The organism is Dermacoccus sp. BD5 (genome assembly GCF_044878485.1).
GTDB classification, from domain to species: domain Bacteria; phylum Actinomycetota; class Actinomycetes; order Actinomycetales; family Dermatophilaceae; genus Dermacoccus; species Dermacoccus nishinomiyaensis.
The window spans coordinates 334,451-348,994 of the sequence record NZ_JANJER010000001.1 but is presented as its reverse complement, the minus strand read 5'-3'; the positions used below and the strand labels follow the sequence as shown (position 1 = coordinate 348,994).

The 14,544-nt window shown below is 68.4% G+C and carries 13 protein-coding genes; all 13 read left to right on the top strand.

Features of this window, described 5'->3' with window-relative positions; translation table 11 throughout:
• Positions 1-3: 3 nt before the first annotated feature.
• The 13 genes from gatA (at position 4) to NQ706_RS01430 (ending at position 14,535) form a co-directional block, all read left to right on the top strand.
• Positions 4-1,557 (top strand): Asp-tRNA(Asn)/Glu-tRNA(Gln) amidotransferase subunit GatA, encoded by a 1,554-nt coding sequence (gene gatA / locus NQ706_RS01490; protein WP_051805735.1) that lies wholly within the window; start codon positions 4-6, stop codon positions 1,555-1,557.
• Positions 1,557-3,068 carry an Asp-tRNA(Asn)/Glu-tRNA(Gln) amidotransferase subunit GatB gene (gene gatB / locus NQ706_RS01485; RefSeq protein ID WP_038567454.1) on the top strand — a complete coding sequence of 504 codons (1,512 nt, stop codon included), beginning with the start codon at positions 1,557-1,559 and terminating at the stop codon, positions 3,066-3,068. The genes gatA and gatB overlap by 1 nt, the downstream gene beginning before the upstream one ends.
• Positions 3,069-3,103: 35 nt before the next feature.
• Complete coding sequence (locus NQ706_RS01480; RefSeq protein WP_038567457.1) at positions 3,104-3,697, top strand: class F sortase; 594 nt, start codon at positions 3,104-3,106, stop codon at positions 3,695-3,697.
• A gap of 158 nt (positions 3,698-3,855) precedes the next feature.
• Positions 3,856-4,539, top strand: coding sequence for a hypothetical protein (locus tag NQ706_RS01475; RefSeq protein ID WP_038567460.1), 684 nt, complete (start codon positions 3,856-3,858; stop codon positions 4,537-4,539).
• Between the two features lie 83 nt (positions 4,540-4,622).
• Positions 4,623-5,399 carry a class F sortase gene (locus tag NQ706_RS01470; RefSeq protein ID WP_081873611.1) on the top strand — a complete coding sequence of 259 codons (777 nt, stop codon included), beginning with the start codon at positions 4,623-4,625 and terminating at the stop codon, positions 5,397-5,399.
• A gap of 161 nt (positions 5,400-5,560) precedes the next feature.
• Positions 5,561-6,085, top strand: a complete 525-nt coding sequence (locus tag NQ706_RS01465) for a histidine phosphatase family protein (protein ID WP_038567463.1) — start codon at positions 5,561-5,563, stop codon at positions 6,083-6,085.
• Positions 6,086-6,328: 243 nt separating this feature from the next.
• Complete coding sequence (locus NQ706_RS01460) at positions 6,329-8,245, top strand: acetolactate synthase large subunit (RefSeq protein ID WP_038567465.1); 1,917 nt, start codon at positions 6,329-6,331, stop codon at positions 8,243-8,245.
• On the top strand, positions 8,242-8,760 hold the full coding sequence (gene ilvN / locus NQ706_RS01455; protein WP_038567469.1) for an acetolactate synthase small subunit: 519 nt from the start codon (positions 8,242-8,244) through the stop codon (positions 8,758-8,760). Before NQ706_RS01460 ends, ilvN begins: the two co-directional genes overlap by 4 nt.
• Positions 8,761-8,849: 89 nt before the next feature.
• Positions 8,850-9,884, top strand: a complete 1,035-nt coding sequence (gene ilvC / locus NQ706_RS01450; RefSeq protein ID WP_038567472.1) for a ketol-acid reductoisomerase — start codon at positions 8,850-8,852, stop codon at positions 9,882-9,884.
• Between the two features lie 114 nt (positions 9,885-9,998).
• The gene (gene ilvD / locus NQ706_RS01445; protein WP_038567476.1) at positions 9,999-11,840 is read left to right on the top strand and encodes a dihydroxy-acid dehydratase; all 1,842 of its coding nucleotides are present in this window, start codon (positions 9,999-10,001) and stop codon (positions 11,838-11,840) included.
• A 118-nt stretch (positions 11,841-11,958) separates the two neighbouring features.
• Complete coding sequence (locus tag NQ706_RS01440; RefSeq protein ID WP_038567478.1) at positions 11,959-12,159, top strand: hypothetical protein; 201 nt, start codon at positions 11,959-11,961, stop codon at positions 12,157-12,159.
• 77 nt (positions 12,160-12,236) lie between these two features.
• The gene (locus NQ706_RS01435; RefSeq protein ID WP_038567480.1) at positions 12,237-13,271 is read left to right on the top strand and encodes a 3-isopropylmalate dehydrogenase; all 1,035 of its coding nucleotides are present in this window, start codon (positions 12,237-12,239) and stop codon (positions 13,269-13,271) included.
• Between the two features lie 169 nt (positions 13,272-13,440).
• Positions 13,441-14,535: a branched-chain amino acid aminotransferase gene (locus NQ706_RS01430; protein WP_006945941.1), complete on the top strand. Its 1,095-nt coding sequence runs from the start codon at positions 13,441-13,443 to the stop codon at positions 14,533-14,535.
• Positions 14,536-14,544: the final 9 nt, after the last annotated feature.

Here is a 14,544-nt window from a genome sequence, read left to right as displayed (position 1 = left end):
TCCATGAGTGCTGACACGACCGACGAGACGAGCAAGGGTTCGACCGTGACCGACGACATCATCCGCCTCAGCGCCGCCGAGATGGCGAGCAAGCTCGCCGACGGCAGCCTCACCTCCGTCGAGCTGACGCAGGCCCACCTCGACCGCATCGCGGCGGTCGACGGTGACGTCCACGCCTTCCTCCACGTCAACGCCGAGGAGGCGCTCGCCACGGCCGCGCAGGTCGACGCCGACCGCGCCGCCGGCAAGACGCTGCACCCCCTCGCCGGCGTCCCCGTCGCCGTCAAGGACGTCGTGACGACGAAGGGCCAGCCGACGACGGCCGGTTCGAAGATGCTCGAGGGCTGGATCCCGCCGTACGACGCGACGATCGTCACGAAGCTGCGCGCTGCCGGCATGCCGATCCTCGGCAAGACGAACATGGACGAGTTCGCGATGGGTTCCTCGACCGAGCACAGCGCCTACGGTCCGACGCACAACCCGTGGGATCTCGAGCGCATCCCGGGCGGCTCCGGTGGCGGTTCGGCCGCCGCCGTCGCGGCTTTCGAGGCGCCCCTTGCGGTCGGCACCGACACGGGCGGCTCGATCCGTCAGCCCGCGTCCGTCACCGGCACCGTCGGCACGAAGCCGACGTACGGCGGCATCAGCCGATACGGCCTCATCGCCATGGCGAGCTCGCTCGACCAGGCTGGCCCGTGCACCCGTTCCGTCCTCGACGCCGCGCTGCTGCACGACGTCATGGGCGGGCACGACGGGATGGACTCGACGTCGATCGACGCCCCCGTCCCGCCCGTCGTCGAGGCGGCGAAGCGCGGCGACGTCTCCGGCATGAAGATCGGCATCATCGAGCAGCTCGACGGCGAGGGCTACCAGAGCGGCGTCAAGGCGCGCTTCGACGAGGCAGTTGCGGCCCTCGTCGACGCCGGCGCTGAGGTCGTGACCGTCTCGTGCCCGAGCTTCGAACAGGCGCTCGCCGCCTACTACCTCGTCATGCCGTCGGAGGTCAGCTCCAACCTCGCGAAGTTCGACGCCATGCGCTACGGCCTGCGCGTCTCGCCCGAGGGCGTCGAGGCTCCGTCGGCCGAGCAGGTCATGGCCGCCAGCCGTGACGCGGGCTTCGGCAGCGAGGTGAAGCGACGCATCATCCTCGGAACGTATGCCCTGTCGAGCGGCTACTACGACGCGTACTACGGCCAGGCGCAGAAGGTGCGCACGCTCATCGCACGCGACTTCGCCAAGGCGTTCGAGACGGCCGACGTCCTCGTCAGCCCGACGTGCCCGACGACGGCGTTCAAGCTCGGCGAGAAGCTCGAGGACCCGATGGCGATGTACCTCAACGACGTCGCGACGATCCCCGCCAACCTCGCCGGTCTGCCCGGCATGTCGCTGCCCGCCGGTCTGTCGGACGACGGGCTTCCCGTCGGCTTCCAGATCCTCGCACCCGCGACGAAAGACGAGCGCATGTACGAGGTCGGGGCCGCGCTGGAGAAGGCACTCGAGAAGACCTGGGGCGGGCCGCTGCTCGCGAAGGCTCCGGCACTGAAGGAGAACAACTGATGGACGCCGTCCTCGACTACGACGAGGCCCTCGCGACATACGACCCCGTCATGGGGTTCGAGGTGCACGTCGAGCTGAACACGAACACGAAGATGTTCTGCGGCTGCGCCACCGAGTTCGGCGCCGAGCCCAACACGCAGACGTGCCCCGTCTGCCTCGGTCTGCCGGGCGCGCTGCCAGTCGTGAACGCCAAGGGCGTCGAGTCGGCCATCCGCATCGGTCTCGCACTCAACTGCGAGATCGCCGAGTGGTGCCGCTTCGCCCGGAAGAACTACTTCTACCCGGACATGCCGAAGAACTTCCAGACGTCGCAGTACGACGAGCCGATCGCGTTCGACGGCTACCTCGACGTGGAGCTCGAGGACGGCACCCCGTGGCGCGTCGAGATCGAGCGCGCGCACATGGAGGAGGACACGGGCAAGTCGCTGCACGTCGGTGGTGCGACCGGTCGCATCCAGGGCGCCGACCACTCGCTGCTCGACTACAACCGCGCGGGCATCCCGCTCATCGAGATCGTGACGAAGCCGCTCGTCGGAGCGGGGGAGCGCGCGCCCGAGATCGCGAAGGCGTACGTCGCCGCGATCCGTGAGCTGATGCGCGCCCTCGACGTCTCCGACGCCCGCATGGAGCAGGGATCGATGCGCTGCGACGCCAACGTCTCGCTCATGCGCAAGGGCGCCGACGCGTTCGGCACCCGGACGGAGACGAAGAACGTCAACTCGCTGCGTTCCGTCGAGCGCGCGGTGCGCTACGAGATCACCCGCCAGGCTGCCATCCTCGACGACGGTGGCTCCATCCTGCAGGAGACGCGCCACTGGCACGAGGACACGGGCGTCACGACGTCCGGGCGCCCGAAATCGGACGCCGACGACTACCGCTACTTCCCCGAGCCCGACCTCGTCCCCGTCGCGCCGAGCCGCGAATGGGTCGAGGATCTGCGCGCGACGCTGCCCGAACCGCCCGCGGAGCGCCGCAAGCGTCTGCAGGGCGAGTGGGGTTTCTCGGACCTCGAGATGCGCGATGTCTACAACGCCGGCGCCGTCGAGACGATCGAGGAGACGATCGCTGCCGGCGCGACGCCGGCCGGTGCCCGCAAGTGGTGGACGGGCGAGATCGCCCGCCTGGCCAACAAGGCCGGCCAGCCGTTCGTCGAGTTCGCCGCTGAGCGCAACGTGACGCCGGCGACGATCGCCGAGCTCGACGGACTCGTGACGTCGGGGCGCCTGAACGACTCGATGGCCCGTCAGACGCTCGAAGGCGTGCTCGTCGGCGAGGGCCAGCCGACCCAGGTGGCCGATGCCCGCGGCCTCGAACTCGTGCAGGACGACGGCGCGCTCGAGGCCGCGGTCGCCAAGGTCATCGACGCCAACCCAGACGTCGCGCAGAAGGTGCGTGACGGCAAGGTGCAGGCCGCCGGCGCGCTCATCGGCCAGGTGATGAAGGAGATGAAGGGCCAGGCCGACGCGGCCAAGGCCCGTACGATCATCCTGACCCAGCTCGGACAGGCCTGAGCGCGAGCGGGCATGTGACGGACGAAGGGACGCCCATGGATCGTCGAGGATTTCTGACGGTAGCCGGCGCCGCGCTGTTCGGCGCCACGGCGTGCTCATCGGGTGGCTCGGGCGGCTCGTCGTCGGACCACACCGCTTCAGTGCCCACGACGTCCGTGGCGCCGACCGCGAAGGCGTCGAAGGGCGGCGGCAGCGTGCCGGTGAAGCTGACGATCCCGTCGATTGATTTCGACCGCAAGCTCACGGCCATGGGTCTCACGGACGACGGCGAGATCTCGCCGCCCCCCGGCGTGACGCAGTGGTACAACGCCACCGTCAGCCCGGGCCAGAACGGCATCTCGGTCATCGCCGGGCACGTCACCTATGACGGCCCCGACGTGTTCGCCAACCTCGAGAAGGTCATGGTCGGCGATCAGCTCAGCGTCGGGTTCGCCGATGGTTCGTCGAAGAAGTTCGTCGTGGTGCGGGAGAAGTCGGTCGACAAGCAGGCCCTACGCACCGATCAGAGCGTGTGGGGCTCCTCGAGCACACCCAGCCTCGTGCTCATCACGTGCGACGCCGAATCCAAGCTCGTCGGCCAGCACCACCTCAACAACTTCGTCGTGTGGACGAAACCCGTTTCCGGATGATTCACCTACATTACTGCGCAGTACCACTGACAATCCTCCCAGCCTGTGCTTAGCTGAATCACAGGCGGGGAGGGGTCAGCGTTCACCGCGATCCCTGCGGGGGCCGCGCAGAGCATGACGCACCGCCGAGTCCAACGGAAATCTCGAAAGGTGCCATCATGAAGAAGTTTGCTGGTCTCGCAGCGGTCGGCGTCGGCGCGCTCGCCTTCACAGGTGCAGGCGCATCGCAGGCGGCTGAGACGCACATCAGCGGTAACCTGCAGTACACGTCGATGACCTACTGGTGCGACAAGGGCAAGCCGAACTTCGCATTCGGCTACCGCACGCTGAACAAGACGGAGTCGCAGGTCACGTTCACGGCTTCGGGCTTCAAGCCGCTCGTGACGAAGAACGTCTCGCCCTACACGGCGAGCCGTACCGTCTACGCCGTCGGGGGTTACGCAGGCAAGCCGATCACGGTGACGGCACACGCTGCCTCGACCGGTTCCTCCTTCAGCGTCTCGGGTCGCGTTCCGTCGAGCTGTGCCGGCCTGCCCACTGTCCTTCCGTTCACGGACTGGTCCGCCGCAGGCAAGCCCACCGCGCAGCCGGTGCCGACGAAGCCGGCCCCGACGAAGCCGGCTCCGACCAAGCCCGCGCCGACGAAGCCGGCTCCGACCAAGCCCGCGCCGACGAAGCCGGCTCCCACCACGTCGGCCCCGACCACCACGGGTCAGGGCCCGAAGGTCGAGACGGACCGCGTCGTCACCAACCAGAACGGTACGACCGCTGCGGCTGCTGGCCTGGGCGCTCTCGCCCTCGCGGGTGGCGGGCTCGTCGTGGCGCGTCGCGCACGCCGCTGACGAGCGTCTCGCGATGCACGGTGACGCCGGGGTCCTCCACGGATCCCGGCGTCACCGCGTCCAGGGCGACCTAGACTGACGTCATGAAGATCACCTTGGGGAAGTGTGTCGGCGCGGTCTCGGTCGCGCTCTGTCTGAGTGCGTGTGGTAGCGGTGGGGGAAGCTCAGACAAGTCCGTCTCCGTCTCAGCATCGTCGACATCGCCGTCGCCCGTCTCGGTCACGTCTTCCAGCTCCGCGCCCTCGGGCACGGCAGCGTCGAGCACGTCGGCCGCGTCGTCGTCGGCTGCCCCGGCCCCTCAGACCAGCGGCCCATCGTCAGCCCGGCGCCCCAGCGGCTCGGCCACGCCGCGTGCAAGCGCATCGAGCGGCGTCTCCAAACCCGGCGGAGGAAGCGGTGGGGCGAGCGTCGCGGTTCCGAAGTCCGCCGCGGTCAACATCTCGATCCCGAGCATCGGGCTCGATCACAGCATCGTGCCCGGCGGGCTCAACGGGGGCGTGCTGAACCCGCCGAGCGGCGTCATCCAGCAGTTCACCGGATACGGGCGCGTGACCCCGGGCAAGCCGGGCATCAGTGTGCTCGCGGGCCACGTCACCTACAACGGGCCCGACGTGTTCTACAAGCTGTCGAGCGCCCCGGTCGGTGGCCGGGTCACGATCTCCTACGCCGACGGCACGCACAAGGACTTCGTCATCACCTCGAAGGCCAGCGTCGACAAGAACGCGCTCCAGAACGACTCGCGCGTGTGGGGCGCGAGCGCCGCCCCGGTCCTCGCACTCGTCACCTGCGACTCCTCGAGCGGCTGGGTCAACGCGCAGCACCACACCAACAACTTCGTCGTCTGGGCGAGCCCCGCCTGAGATCGGTCCGGCACGAACCTCCGACCGAAGGCCGAACGGCCGACGCCGATGCGATCGTCGATGGCCACGCCGAGCGACGATGGCGGCCAGAGCGTCGAGGCCTCATGCGGGCCGCGTGGCCGCGTTTGGCGTGAGGCGTACGCGGCGACGAAGATGAGCAGGTGAGTGAAACCACCCGACGTCTCGTTCTCCTTCGTCACGCCACCGCTGAACCGGCCGGCCCTGACGGTGACGAAGCGCGCCACCTCAGTGACGGTGGCGTGAGCGAGGCCCGCGCCGTCGGCCGGTGGCTCAAGAACGAGGGGCTGCTCGGCGATGTCGTCGTGTGCTCGCCGGCGCTGCGCACCCGCGAGACGTGGGCCGCCATCCAGGACGAGACGGGCCATGGCGTCATCATCACGATGGAGCCCGCCGTCTACGAAGCCGACACGCGGGCGCTGCTGGCCGTCGTCCACGAACTCGACGCGACGGCGCCCGAGGCGACGAGCGCGATCGTCGTCGGCCACGCGCCGGGTTTGCCGCAGCTTGCCCATGACCTGTGTGCCGGCGAGGGCGCGGACATCGATGTCGTCACGCGCGGATTCGTGCCGGCCTCGGCTGCCGTACTCGAGACCACCGGAGCGTGGACCTCGTTCCTGCCCGGCGGTGCGAGCCTCACCACCGCTCGCCCTGGGACGGCGGGCTGACGCCGCCACCGAACGCCACCCTCCGCTGACCGCATCGTGAGATGCGCGTCTCACGATGTTGACCCATGAGTAACCCCGCGACAAAACTATGTGACATGGCACAGGTTCTCGTACTCACGCAGCGTGCGTTCTGATCGGTTCGACCGACACGACGCACGCTGATCCCTCATCGCCGCACAGGCTGGGGGATTTTTTGATGCCAGACCCTCGTGCACGACCTCCAGGTGAAAGTGGTGAGTACTGATGAGCGATACGGCGACGACCGATCGCACACCCACCCCGGGTGACGTCGCGGCGAAGCGCGCAGGCGAGCAGGTGAGCGTCACCGGCGCGCAGAGCCTCGTCCTCGCGCTCGAGGCGCAGGGCGTCGAGACCGTCTTCGGCCTGCCCGGCGGTGCGATCCTGCCGGCCTACGACCCGCTGCTCGACTCGGTCTCCGTCCGCCACATCCTCGTCCGCCACGAGCAGGGCGCCGGTCACGCGGCGCAGGGTTATGCCGCCGCCACCGGCAAGGTCGGCGTCTGCATGGCGACCTCCGGCCCCGGCGCGACGAACCTCGTCACGCCCCTGGCCGACGCGTACATGGACTCCGTGCCGATTGTCGCCATCACCGGCCAGGTCAGCTCCAAGACCATCGGTACGGACGCGTTCCAGGAAGCGGACATCCGCGGCATCACGATGCCGATCACGAAGCACAACTACCTCGTGACGGACCCGGCCGACATCCCGCGCGCCATCGCCGAGGCGTTCCACGTGGCGCGCAGCGGCCGCCCGGGCCCGGTCCTCGTCGACATCACGAAGGACGCGCTCGTGTCGAAGACGACATTCTCGTGGCCGCCGCGCTTCGAACTGCCCGGTTACCGCCCCGTCACGACGCCGCACGCAAAGCAGATCAAGGCGGCCGCCGAGATGATCCGCGCAGCGGAGCGCCCGGTGCTCTACATCGGCGGCGGCGTCATCCGCGCCGAGGCGAGCGAGGAGCTGAAGGCGCTCGCCGAGCAGACGCAGATCCCCGTCGTGACGACGCTGATGGCGCGCGGCGCCTTCCCCGACAGCCACGAGCTGCATCTCGGCATGCCGGGCATGCACGGCAGCGTCCCCGCCGTGACGGCGCTGCAGCGCGCCGACCTGCTCATCACGATCGGCGCCCGCTTCGACGACCGCGTCACCGGTGCGCTCGACAGCTTCGCGCCCGAGGCCAAGGTCATCCACGCGGACATCGACCCGGCCGAGATCAGCAAGAACCGCTACGCCGACGTCCCGATCGTGGGCGACGCGCGCGAGGTGCTGCTCGAGCTGGCGCGTGCGCTCGACGACGTCGACACCTCGCGCTACGCGACGTGGCGTGAGACGACGGCGTCGTGGAAGGCGCAGTTCCCGCTCGGCTACGCGACGCCGGAGGACGACAAGCTCGCGCCGCAGTACGTCATCGAACGCATCTCGGCGCTCACCGGGGCCGAGGGCACGTACGTCGCCGGCGTCGGCCAGCACCAGATGTGGGCGGCCCAGTTCGTGACGTACGACCGTCCGAACGCGTGGATCAACTCCGGCGGCCTCGGCACGATGGGCTACTCGGTGCCCGCCGCGATGGGTGCGAAGGCCGCCGAGCCGGAGCGCACCGTCTGGGCGATCGACGGCGACGGCTGCTTCCAGATGACGAACCAGGAACTCGCGACCTGCGTCATCAACGACATCCCGATCAAGGTCGCCGTCATCAACAACTCGAGCCTCGGCATGGTGCGCCAGTGGCAGACATTGTTCTACAACGAGCGCTACTCGAACACCGACCTGCACACCTCGCACGGCGGCAGTCGCATCCCCGACTTCGTCAAGCTCGCCGACGCCTACGGCTGCGTCGGCCTGCGCTGCGAGCGGCCCGAGGACGTCGACGCGACGATCAAGCAGGCGCTCGAGATCAACGACCGTCCCGTCGTCATCGACTTCGTCGTGGAGCGCGACGCGATGGTGTGGCCGATGGTGCCCGCCGGCGTGAGCAACGACCTCATCACGATGGCGCGCGACATCACGCCCGTCTGGGATCGCGACGAGGACGACGCCGACGACGTCAACATCCCGGACGAGGACGAGGCGGTCGAAGCGGCCCGCGAGGATGGCGCTGCCACAGCCGACGCCGCGCAGACGAAGGAGCAGCAGCGATGACGACGAACCGCCACATCCTGTCCGTGCTCGTCGAGAACAAGTCGGGTGTGCTCGCGCGCATCTCCGGGCTGATCTCGCGACGCGGGTTCAACATCCACTCCCTCGCCGTGGGGGAGACGGAGGATCCGCACGTCTCGCGCATGACGGTCACCGTCGACGCCGACGACGTCGCGCTCGAGCAGGTCGTCAAGCAGCTCAACAAGCTCGTCGAGGTGCTCAAGGTCGTCGAACTCGACCACGCGAGCGCCATCGAACGTCAGCTCGTGCTGTTCAAGGTGAAGGCTGACGCCGCGACGCGCTCGCAGATCATCGATCTCGTGACGATGTTCCGCGCCAACATCATCGACGTGACCAACGAGTCGGTCGTCATCGAGGCGACGGGCACGCTCGCGAAGCTCGAGGCGCTGCTCACGACGCTCGAGCCGTTCGGGATCCGCGAGCTCGTGCAGTCCGGCGTCGTCGGTCTGGGTCGCGGCTCCAAGGCCATCTCGGCGCGCGACAAGAAGAAGAACTGAACTTTCCGCCCGAGTGAGTGCTCGGGCAGAATCGAACCGAACAGGCCGCCGCTTCGATGCGGCGGACGTGATGAAGAGGAGTTTCTCCCGTGGCTGACATGTTCTACGACGACGACGCCGACCTGTCGATCATCCAGGGCAAGAAGGTTGCCGTCATCGGCTATGGCTCGCAGGGCCACGCCCACGCGCTCAACCTGCGCGACTCGGGCGTCGACGTGCGCATCGGCCTCGCCGAGGGCAGCAAGTCGAAGCAGAAGGCCGAGAACGAGGGCCTCACGGTTCTCTCGGTCGCCGACGCGGTGAAGGAAGCCGACGTGGTCGTCATCCTCACGCCCGACCAGGTGCAGCGCACGGTCTACGCGAACGACATCAAGCCCAACCTCAAGCCCGGCACGACGCTGCTGTTCGGCCACGGCTTCAACATCCGCTTCGGCTACATCACGCCCGAGGCGGACGCCGACGTCGTCATGGTCGCGCCGAAGGGCCCCGGCCATCTCGTGCGTCGTGAGTACGTCGACGGTCGCGGCGTGCCCGTCATCGTCGCCGTCGAGCAGGACGCCTCGGGTTCGGCCTGGGATCTCGCGAAGGCGTACGCGAAGGCCATCGGGGGCCTGCGTGCCGGTGGCATCAAGACGACGTTCACCGAGGAGACCGAGACGGACCTGTTCGGTGAGCAGGCCGTCCTGTGCGGTGGCGCGAGCCAGCTCGTCATGTACGGCTTCGAGACGCTGACGGAGGCCGGCTACCAGCCGGAGGTCGCGTACTTCGAGTGCCTGCACGAACTGAAGCTCATCGTCGACCTCATGGTCGAAGGTGGCCTCGCGAAGCAGCGTTGGTCGATCTCCGACACGGCCGAGTTCGGCGACTACGTCTCGGGCCCGCGTGTCATCGACGAGCGCGTCAAGGAGAACATGAAGGCCGTTCTCACCGACATCCAGAACGGCAACTTCGCCAAGCGCTTCATCGACGACCAGGACGCTGGCGCGCCGGAGTTCAAGAAGCTGCGCGAGAAGGGCGCCTCGCACCCGATCGAGAAGACGGGCAAGGAACTGCGTGGCCTCATGTCGTGGCTGAAGGACTCGGACACGGATTCGGACTATGTCGAAGGTTCGGCCTCCCGTTGATCCTGAAGCCGTAGCCGCTGCTGAGCCGGGCCCGGACACCCTTCGAGGTGGCCGGGTTCGGTCATTCTCTGAACGCCTCTCGCACCGCTTGCTCGAACTTGGGAGACTGAACGCATGCCTGAACTTCGCTCACGCACGACGACTCACGGACGCAACATGGCGGGTGCGCGTGCCCTGTGGCGCGCGACCGGCATGGGGGAGGGCGACTTCGGTAAACCGATCGTCGCGATCGCGAACAGCTTCACGCAGTTCGTGCCGGGTCACGTCCACCTCAAGGACATGGGTCAGCTCGTCGCTGGCGCCATCGAGGAGGCCGGCGGCGTCGGGCGTGAGTTCAACACGATCGCCGTCGACGACGGCATCGCGATGGGTCACTCGGGCATGCTGTACTCGCTGCCGAGCCGCGAGGTGATCGCCGACTCCGTCGAGTACATGGTCAACGCGCATCAGGCCGACGCGCTCGTCTGCATCAGCAACTGCGACAAGATCACGCCGGGCATGCTGCTCGCCGCGCTGCGTCTCAACATCCCGACGGTGTTCGTCTCCGGCGGGCCGATGGAGGCCGGCAAGGCCGTCATCGGGGAGGACGGCACGGCTGAGACGCGTCTCGACCTCATCGACGCGATGATCAAGTCGGTCGACGACACGGTCTCCGACGAGGAGATCACGAAGATCGAGCAGAGCGCATGCCCGACGTGCGGCTCGTGCTCGGGCATGTTCACGGCGAACTCGATGAACTGCCTGACGGAGGCGCTCGGTCTGTCGCTGCCGGGCAACGGTTCGACGCTGGCGACGGCCGCCGCGCGCAAGGAACTCTTCCTCGACGCGGGCCGACTCGTCGTCGACCTGTGCCGCACCTACTACGACGGCGACGACGACTCGGTGCTGCCGCGCGCGATCGCCGCGAAGCCGGCGTTCGAGAACGCCATGCGTCTCGACATCGCGATGGGTGGCTCGACGAACACGATCCTGCACCTGCTGGCCGCGGCGCAGGAGGCGGGTGTCGACTTCGACCAGGAGGACATCGACGAGCTCTCGCGCGTCACGCCGTGCCTCGTCAAGGTCGCGCCGAACAGCAACCAGTTCTACATGGAGGACGTGCATCGCGGCGGTGGCATCCCCGCCATCCTCGGTGAGCTGGATCGTGGTGGCATGCTCAACCGCGACGTCCGTTCGGTGCACAGCCCATCGCTCGAGCAGTGGCTCGCGGACTGGGACATCCGCTCGGGTTCAGCCACCGAGAAGGCCACCGAACTGTTCCACGCCGCGCCGGGCGGGGTGCGCACGACGGAGGCGTTCAGCTCGACAAACCGCTGGAAGATCCTCGACACCGACCCGGAGAACGGCTGCATCCACTCCGTCGAGCACGCCTACACGAGCGAGGGTGGGCTGGCGGTGCTCAGCGGCAACCTCGCCCCCGACGGGTGCATCGTCAAGACGGCCGGCGTGCCCGAGCACCAGTGGAACTTCTCCGGCCCGGCCAAGGTGGCCGAGAGCCAGGAGCAGGCCGTCGAGATGATTCTCAAGGGCGAGATCGACGCCGGCGACGTCGTCGTCGTGCGCTACGAGGGCCCCAAGGGCGGCCCCGGCATGCAGGAGATGCTGTACCCGACGAGCTACCTCAAGGGCGTCGGGCTGGGCCCGAAGTGTGCCCTCATCACCGACGGTCGTTTCTCCGGGGGCTCCTCGGGTCTATCCGTCGGGCACGTGTCGCCGGAGGCTGCGGCCGGTGGCGCCATCGGTCTCGTGAAGAACGGTGACGTCATCGAGTTCGACATCCCCAACCGTCGCGTCAACCTGCTCGTCGACGACGCCGAACTCGTGCGCCGTCGCGCCGAACAGGACGAGCGCGGCTGGGAGCCCGTCGACCGTCACCGCCCCGTCTCGGCGGCGCTCAAGATCTTCGCGCGCTTCGCGCAGAGCGCCGACAAGGGCGCCGCGCGCAAGGTGGACTGACCACTTCCCTCCCCGGCGACGCCCGCCGCGCCGAACCGATCGGTTCGCCCCGGCGGGCGCCTTCGTCGGCTCCTCGCATGCCCGCTCCGGCGCGGACCTGTGTGATGGCAAGGACTTCATGAGCGCCACGAGCCTCGCTCTCGTGCTGACCGCAGCACTCCTGCACGCCGTGTGGAACATCGCCGCGCCACCACGGGAGAGCAGCATCGTCGTCGGTGCGCTGCTCGGGGCGTGGATGTTCAAGGAGCGCGGGGTGGCGCGCAAGCTCGTCGGCGGGCTTGTCGTGCTCGCAGGGATCGCCTTGGTGGCGAGCGCCTGACGGCTGCGCCCTGCCGCGCGGTTCGTATCGCGAGACCAGCGTTTCGCATGGCAAGACGAGCAGCTAATCTGCGGGGCATGAGCAACATCGATCTCGCAGTCATCGCAGGCGACGGAATCGGCCCCGAGGTCGTCACCGAAGGCCTCAAGGTTCTCGACGCCGTGACCGACGGCGGGGTGAGCACGACGCAGTACGACCTCGGCGCCAAGCGTTGGCAAGCGACGGGGGAGACTCTGCCCGACTCGGTGCTCGAGGAGATCCGCGGCCACGAGGCGATCCTGCTCGGGGCGATCGGTGACCCCAGCGCGCCGAGCGGCCTGCTGGAGCGCGAGCTGCTGCTGCGCATCCGGTTCGAGCTCGACCACTACATCAACCTGCGCCCCAGCAAGCTGATGCCGGGTGTCTCGACGCCGCTTCGTGAGGACATTGCGCGCGGTGGCATCGACTTCGTCGTCGTCCGTGAAGGCACCGAGGGCCCGTACACCGGCAACGGTGGTGCGCTGCGCGTCGGCACGCCGCACGAGATGGCGACCGAGGTGAGCGTCAACAGCCGCTTCGGCATCGAGCGCACCGTCCGCGACGCTTTCGAGCGCGCGAACAGGCGTGAGCGCAGGAAGCTGACGCTGCTGCACAAGCACAACGTGCTCTCGTACGCGGGCCACCTGTGGCGCCGCACCGTCGAGGAGGTCGGTGCCGAATACCCCGACGTCACGCACGACTACGCGCACATCGACGCGGCGATGATCTACCTCGTCACCGATCCCTCGCGCTTCGACGTCATCGTCACCGACAACCTGTTCGGCGACGTCGTCACCGACCTTGCCGCGGCCGTGACCGGCGGCATCGGGCTCGCCGCATCAGGCAACATCAACCCCGAAGGAAATGCGCCCAGCATGTTCGAGCCCGTGCACGGCTCGGCCCCCGACATCGCCGGCCAAGGCAAGGCCGACCCGACCGCGACGATCCTGTCGACCGCGCTGCTGCTCGAACACCTCGGGCGCGGCGACGAGGCACGCCGCGTCGAACAGGCCGTCGCCGAGGATCTCGCGTCACGCGGTGACGCCACCCGCTCGACGTCGCAGATCGGTGACGCGATCGCCGCCCGCCTCTGACATCTTCCCGATGCTGGCCGGGTTTCGCGGCGAAGGTGCCGCGAAACCCGGGCAACATCGTCGACGCTCCGCGCTCGCCCCGGACCCGATGACGCCCGCCGTGCTGCTTCGGCGTTAACCTGGGGCCACACAGTGACGCATCCCACTTTTTGCCAACTTGGAGAAGACCATGGCCCTGACGTTCCCGATGACGCCGAACCCCGCCCCGCGCGCTGACGCGGAGCGCGCCGAGATCCTGAGCAACCCCGGTTTCGGGCAGAAGTTCAGCGACCACATGGTCGTCTCGATCTGGCGCGAGGGCTCCGGGTGGGGTGACGGCGAGGTCAAGGCGTACGGCCCGTTCCAGCTCGACCCGGCGGCGGCCGTCCTGCACTACGCGCAGGAGATCTTCGAGGGCATGAAGGCCTACCGTCACGAGGACGGCTCGGTCTGGACGTTCCGCCCCGAGAAGAACGCGGCGCGCTTCAACCGTTCGGCGAACCGTCTCGCGCTGCCGGAGATCGACGAGAACGACTTCGTCGAGTCGCTGAAGGCGCTCGTCAAGGCTGACGAGTCGTGGGTGCCCGCGTTCGACGCCGGCGAGGCGAGCCTCTACCTGCGCCCGTTCATGTTCGCGTCCGAGGCGTTCCTCGGGGTGCGTCCGAGCCGCGAGGTGACCTACTGCGTCATCGCCTCGCCCGCGGGTGCGTACTTCAAGGGCGGCGTGAAGCCGGTGTCGCTGTGGCTGTCGCGCGACTACTCGCGTGCCGGCGTCGGTGGCACGGGCGCCGCCAAGTGCGGCGGCAACTACGCGAGCTCGCTCGCCGCACAGATCGAGGCGAACGAGCGCGGCTGCGACCAGAGCGTCTTCCTCGACTCGGTCGAGGGCAAGTACGTCGAGGAGCTCGGCGGCATGAACGTCTTCTTCGTGACCAAGGACGGAGAGCTCGTCACGCCGCAGCTCACCGGCACGATCCTCGAGGGCGTCACGCGCGACTCGATCCTCGAACTCGCGAAGGACCTTGGCCTCACGCCCGTCGAACGTCGCGTGACGATCGAGGAGTGGATCGAGGGCTGCAACGACGGCACGATCAGCGAGATCTTCGCGTGTGGCACGGCCGCCGTCGTCACGCCCGTGGGGCGTCTCGTGTGGACCGACGGTGAGGTGACGTCCGGACCCGAGGGCGAGGCCGGCCCGTACGCGACGAAGATCCGCGAGGCACTCCTCGCGATCCAGAAGGGCACCGCGGAGGACACGCGCGGCTGGATGACGCGCCTCGTCTGACGACGGGCC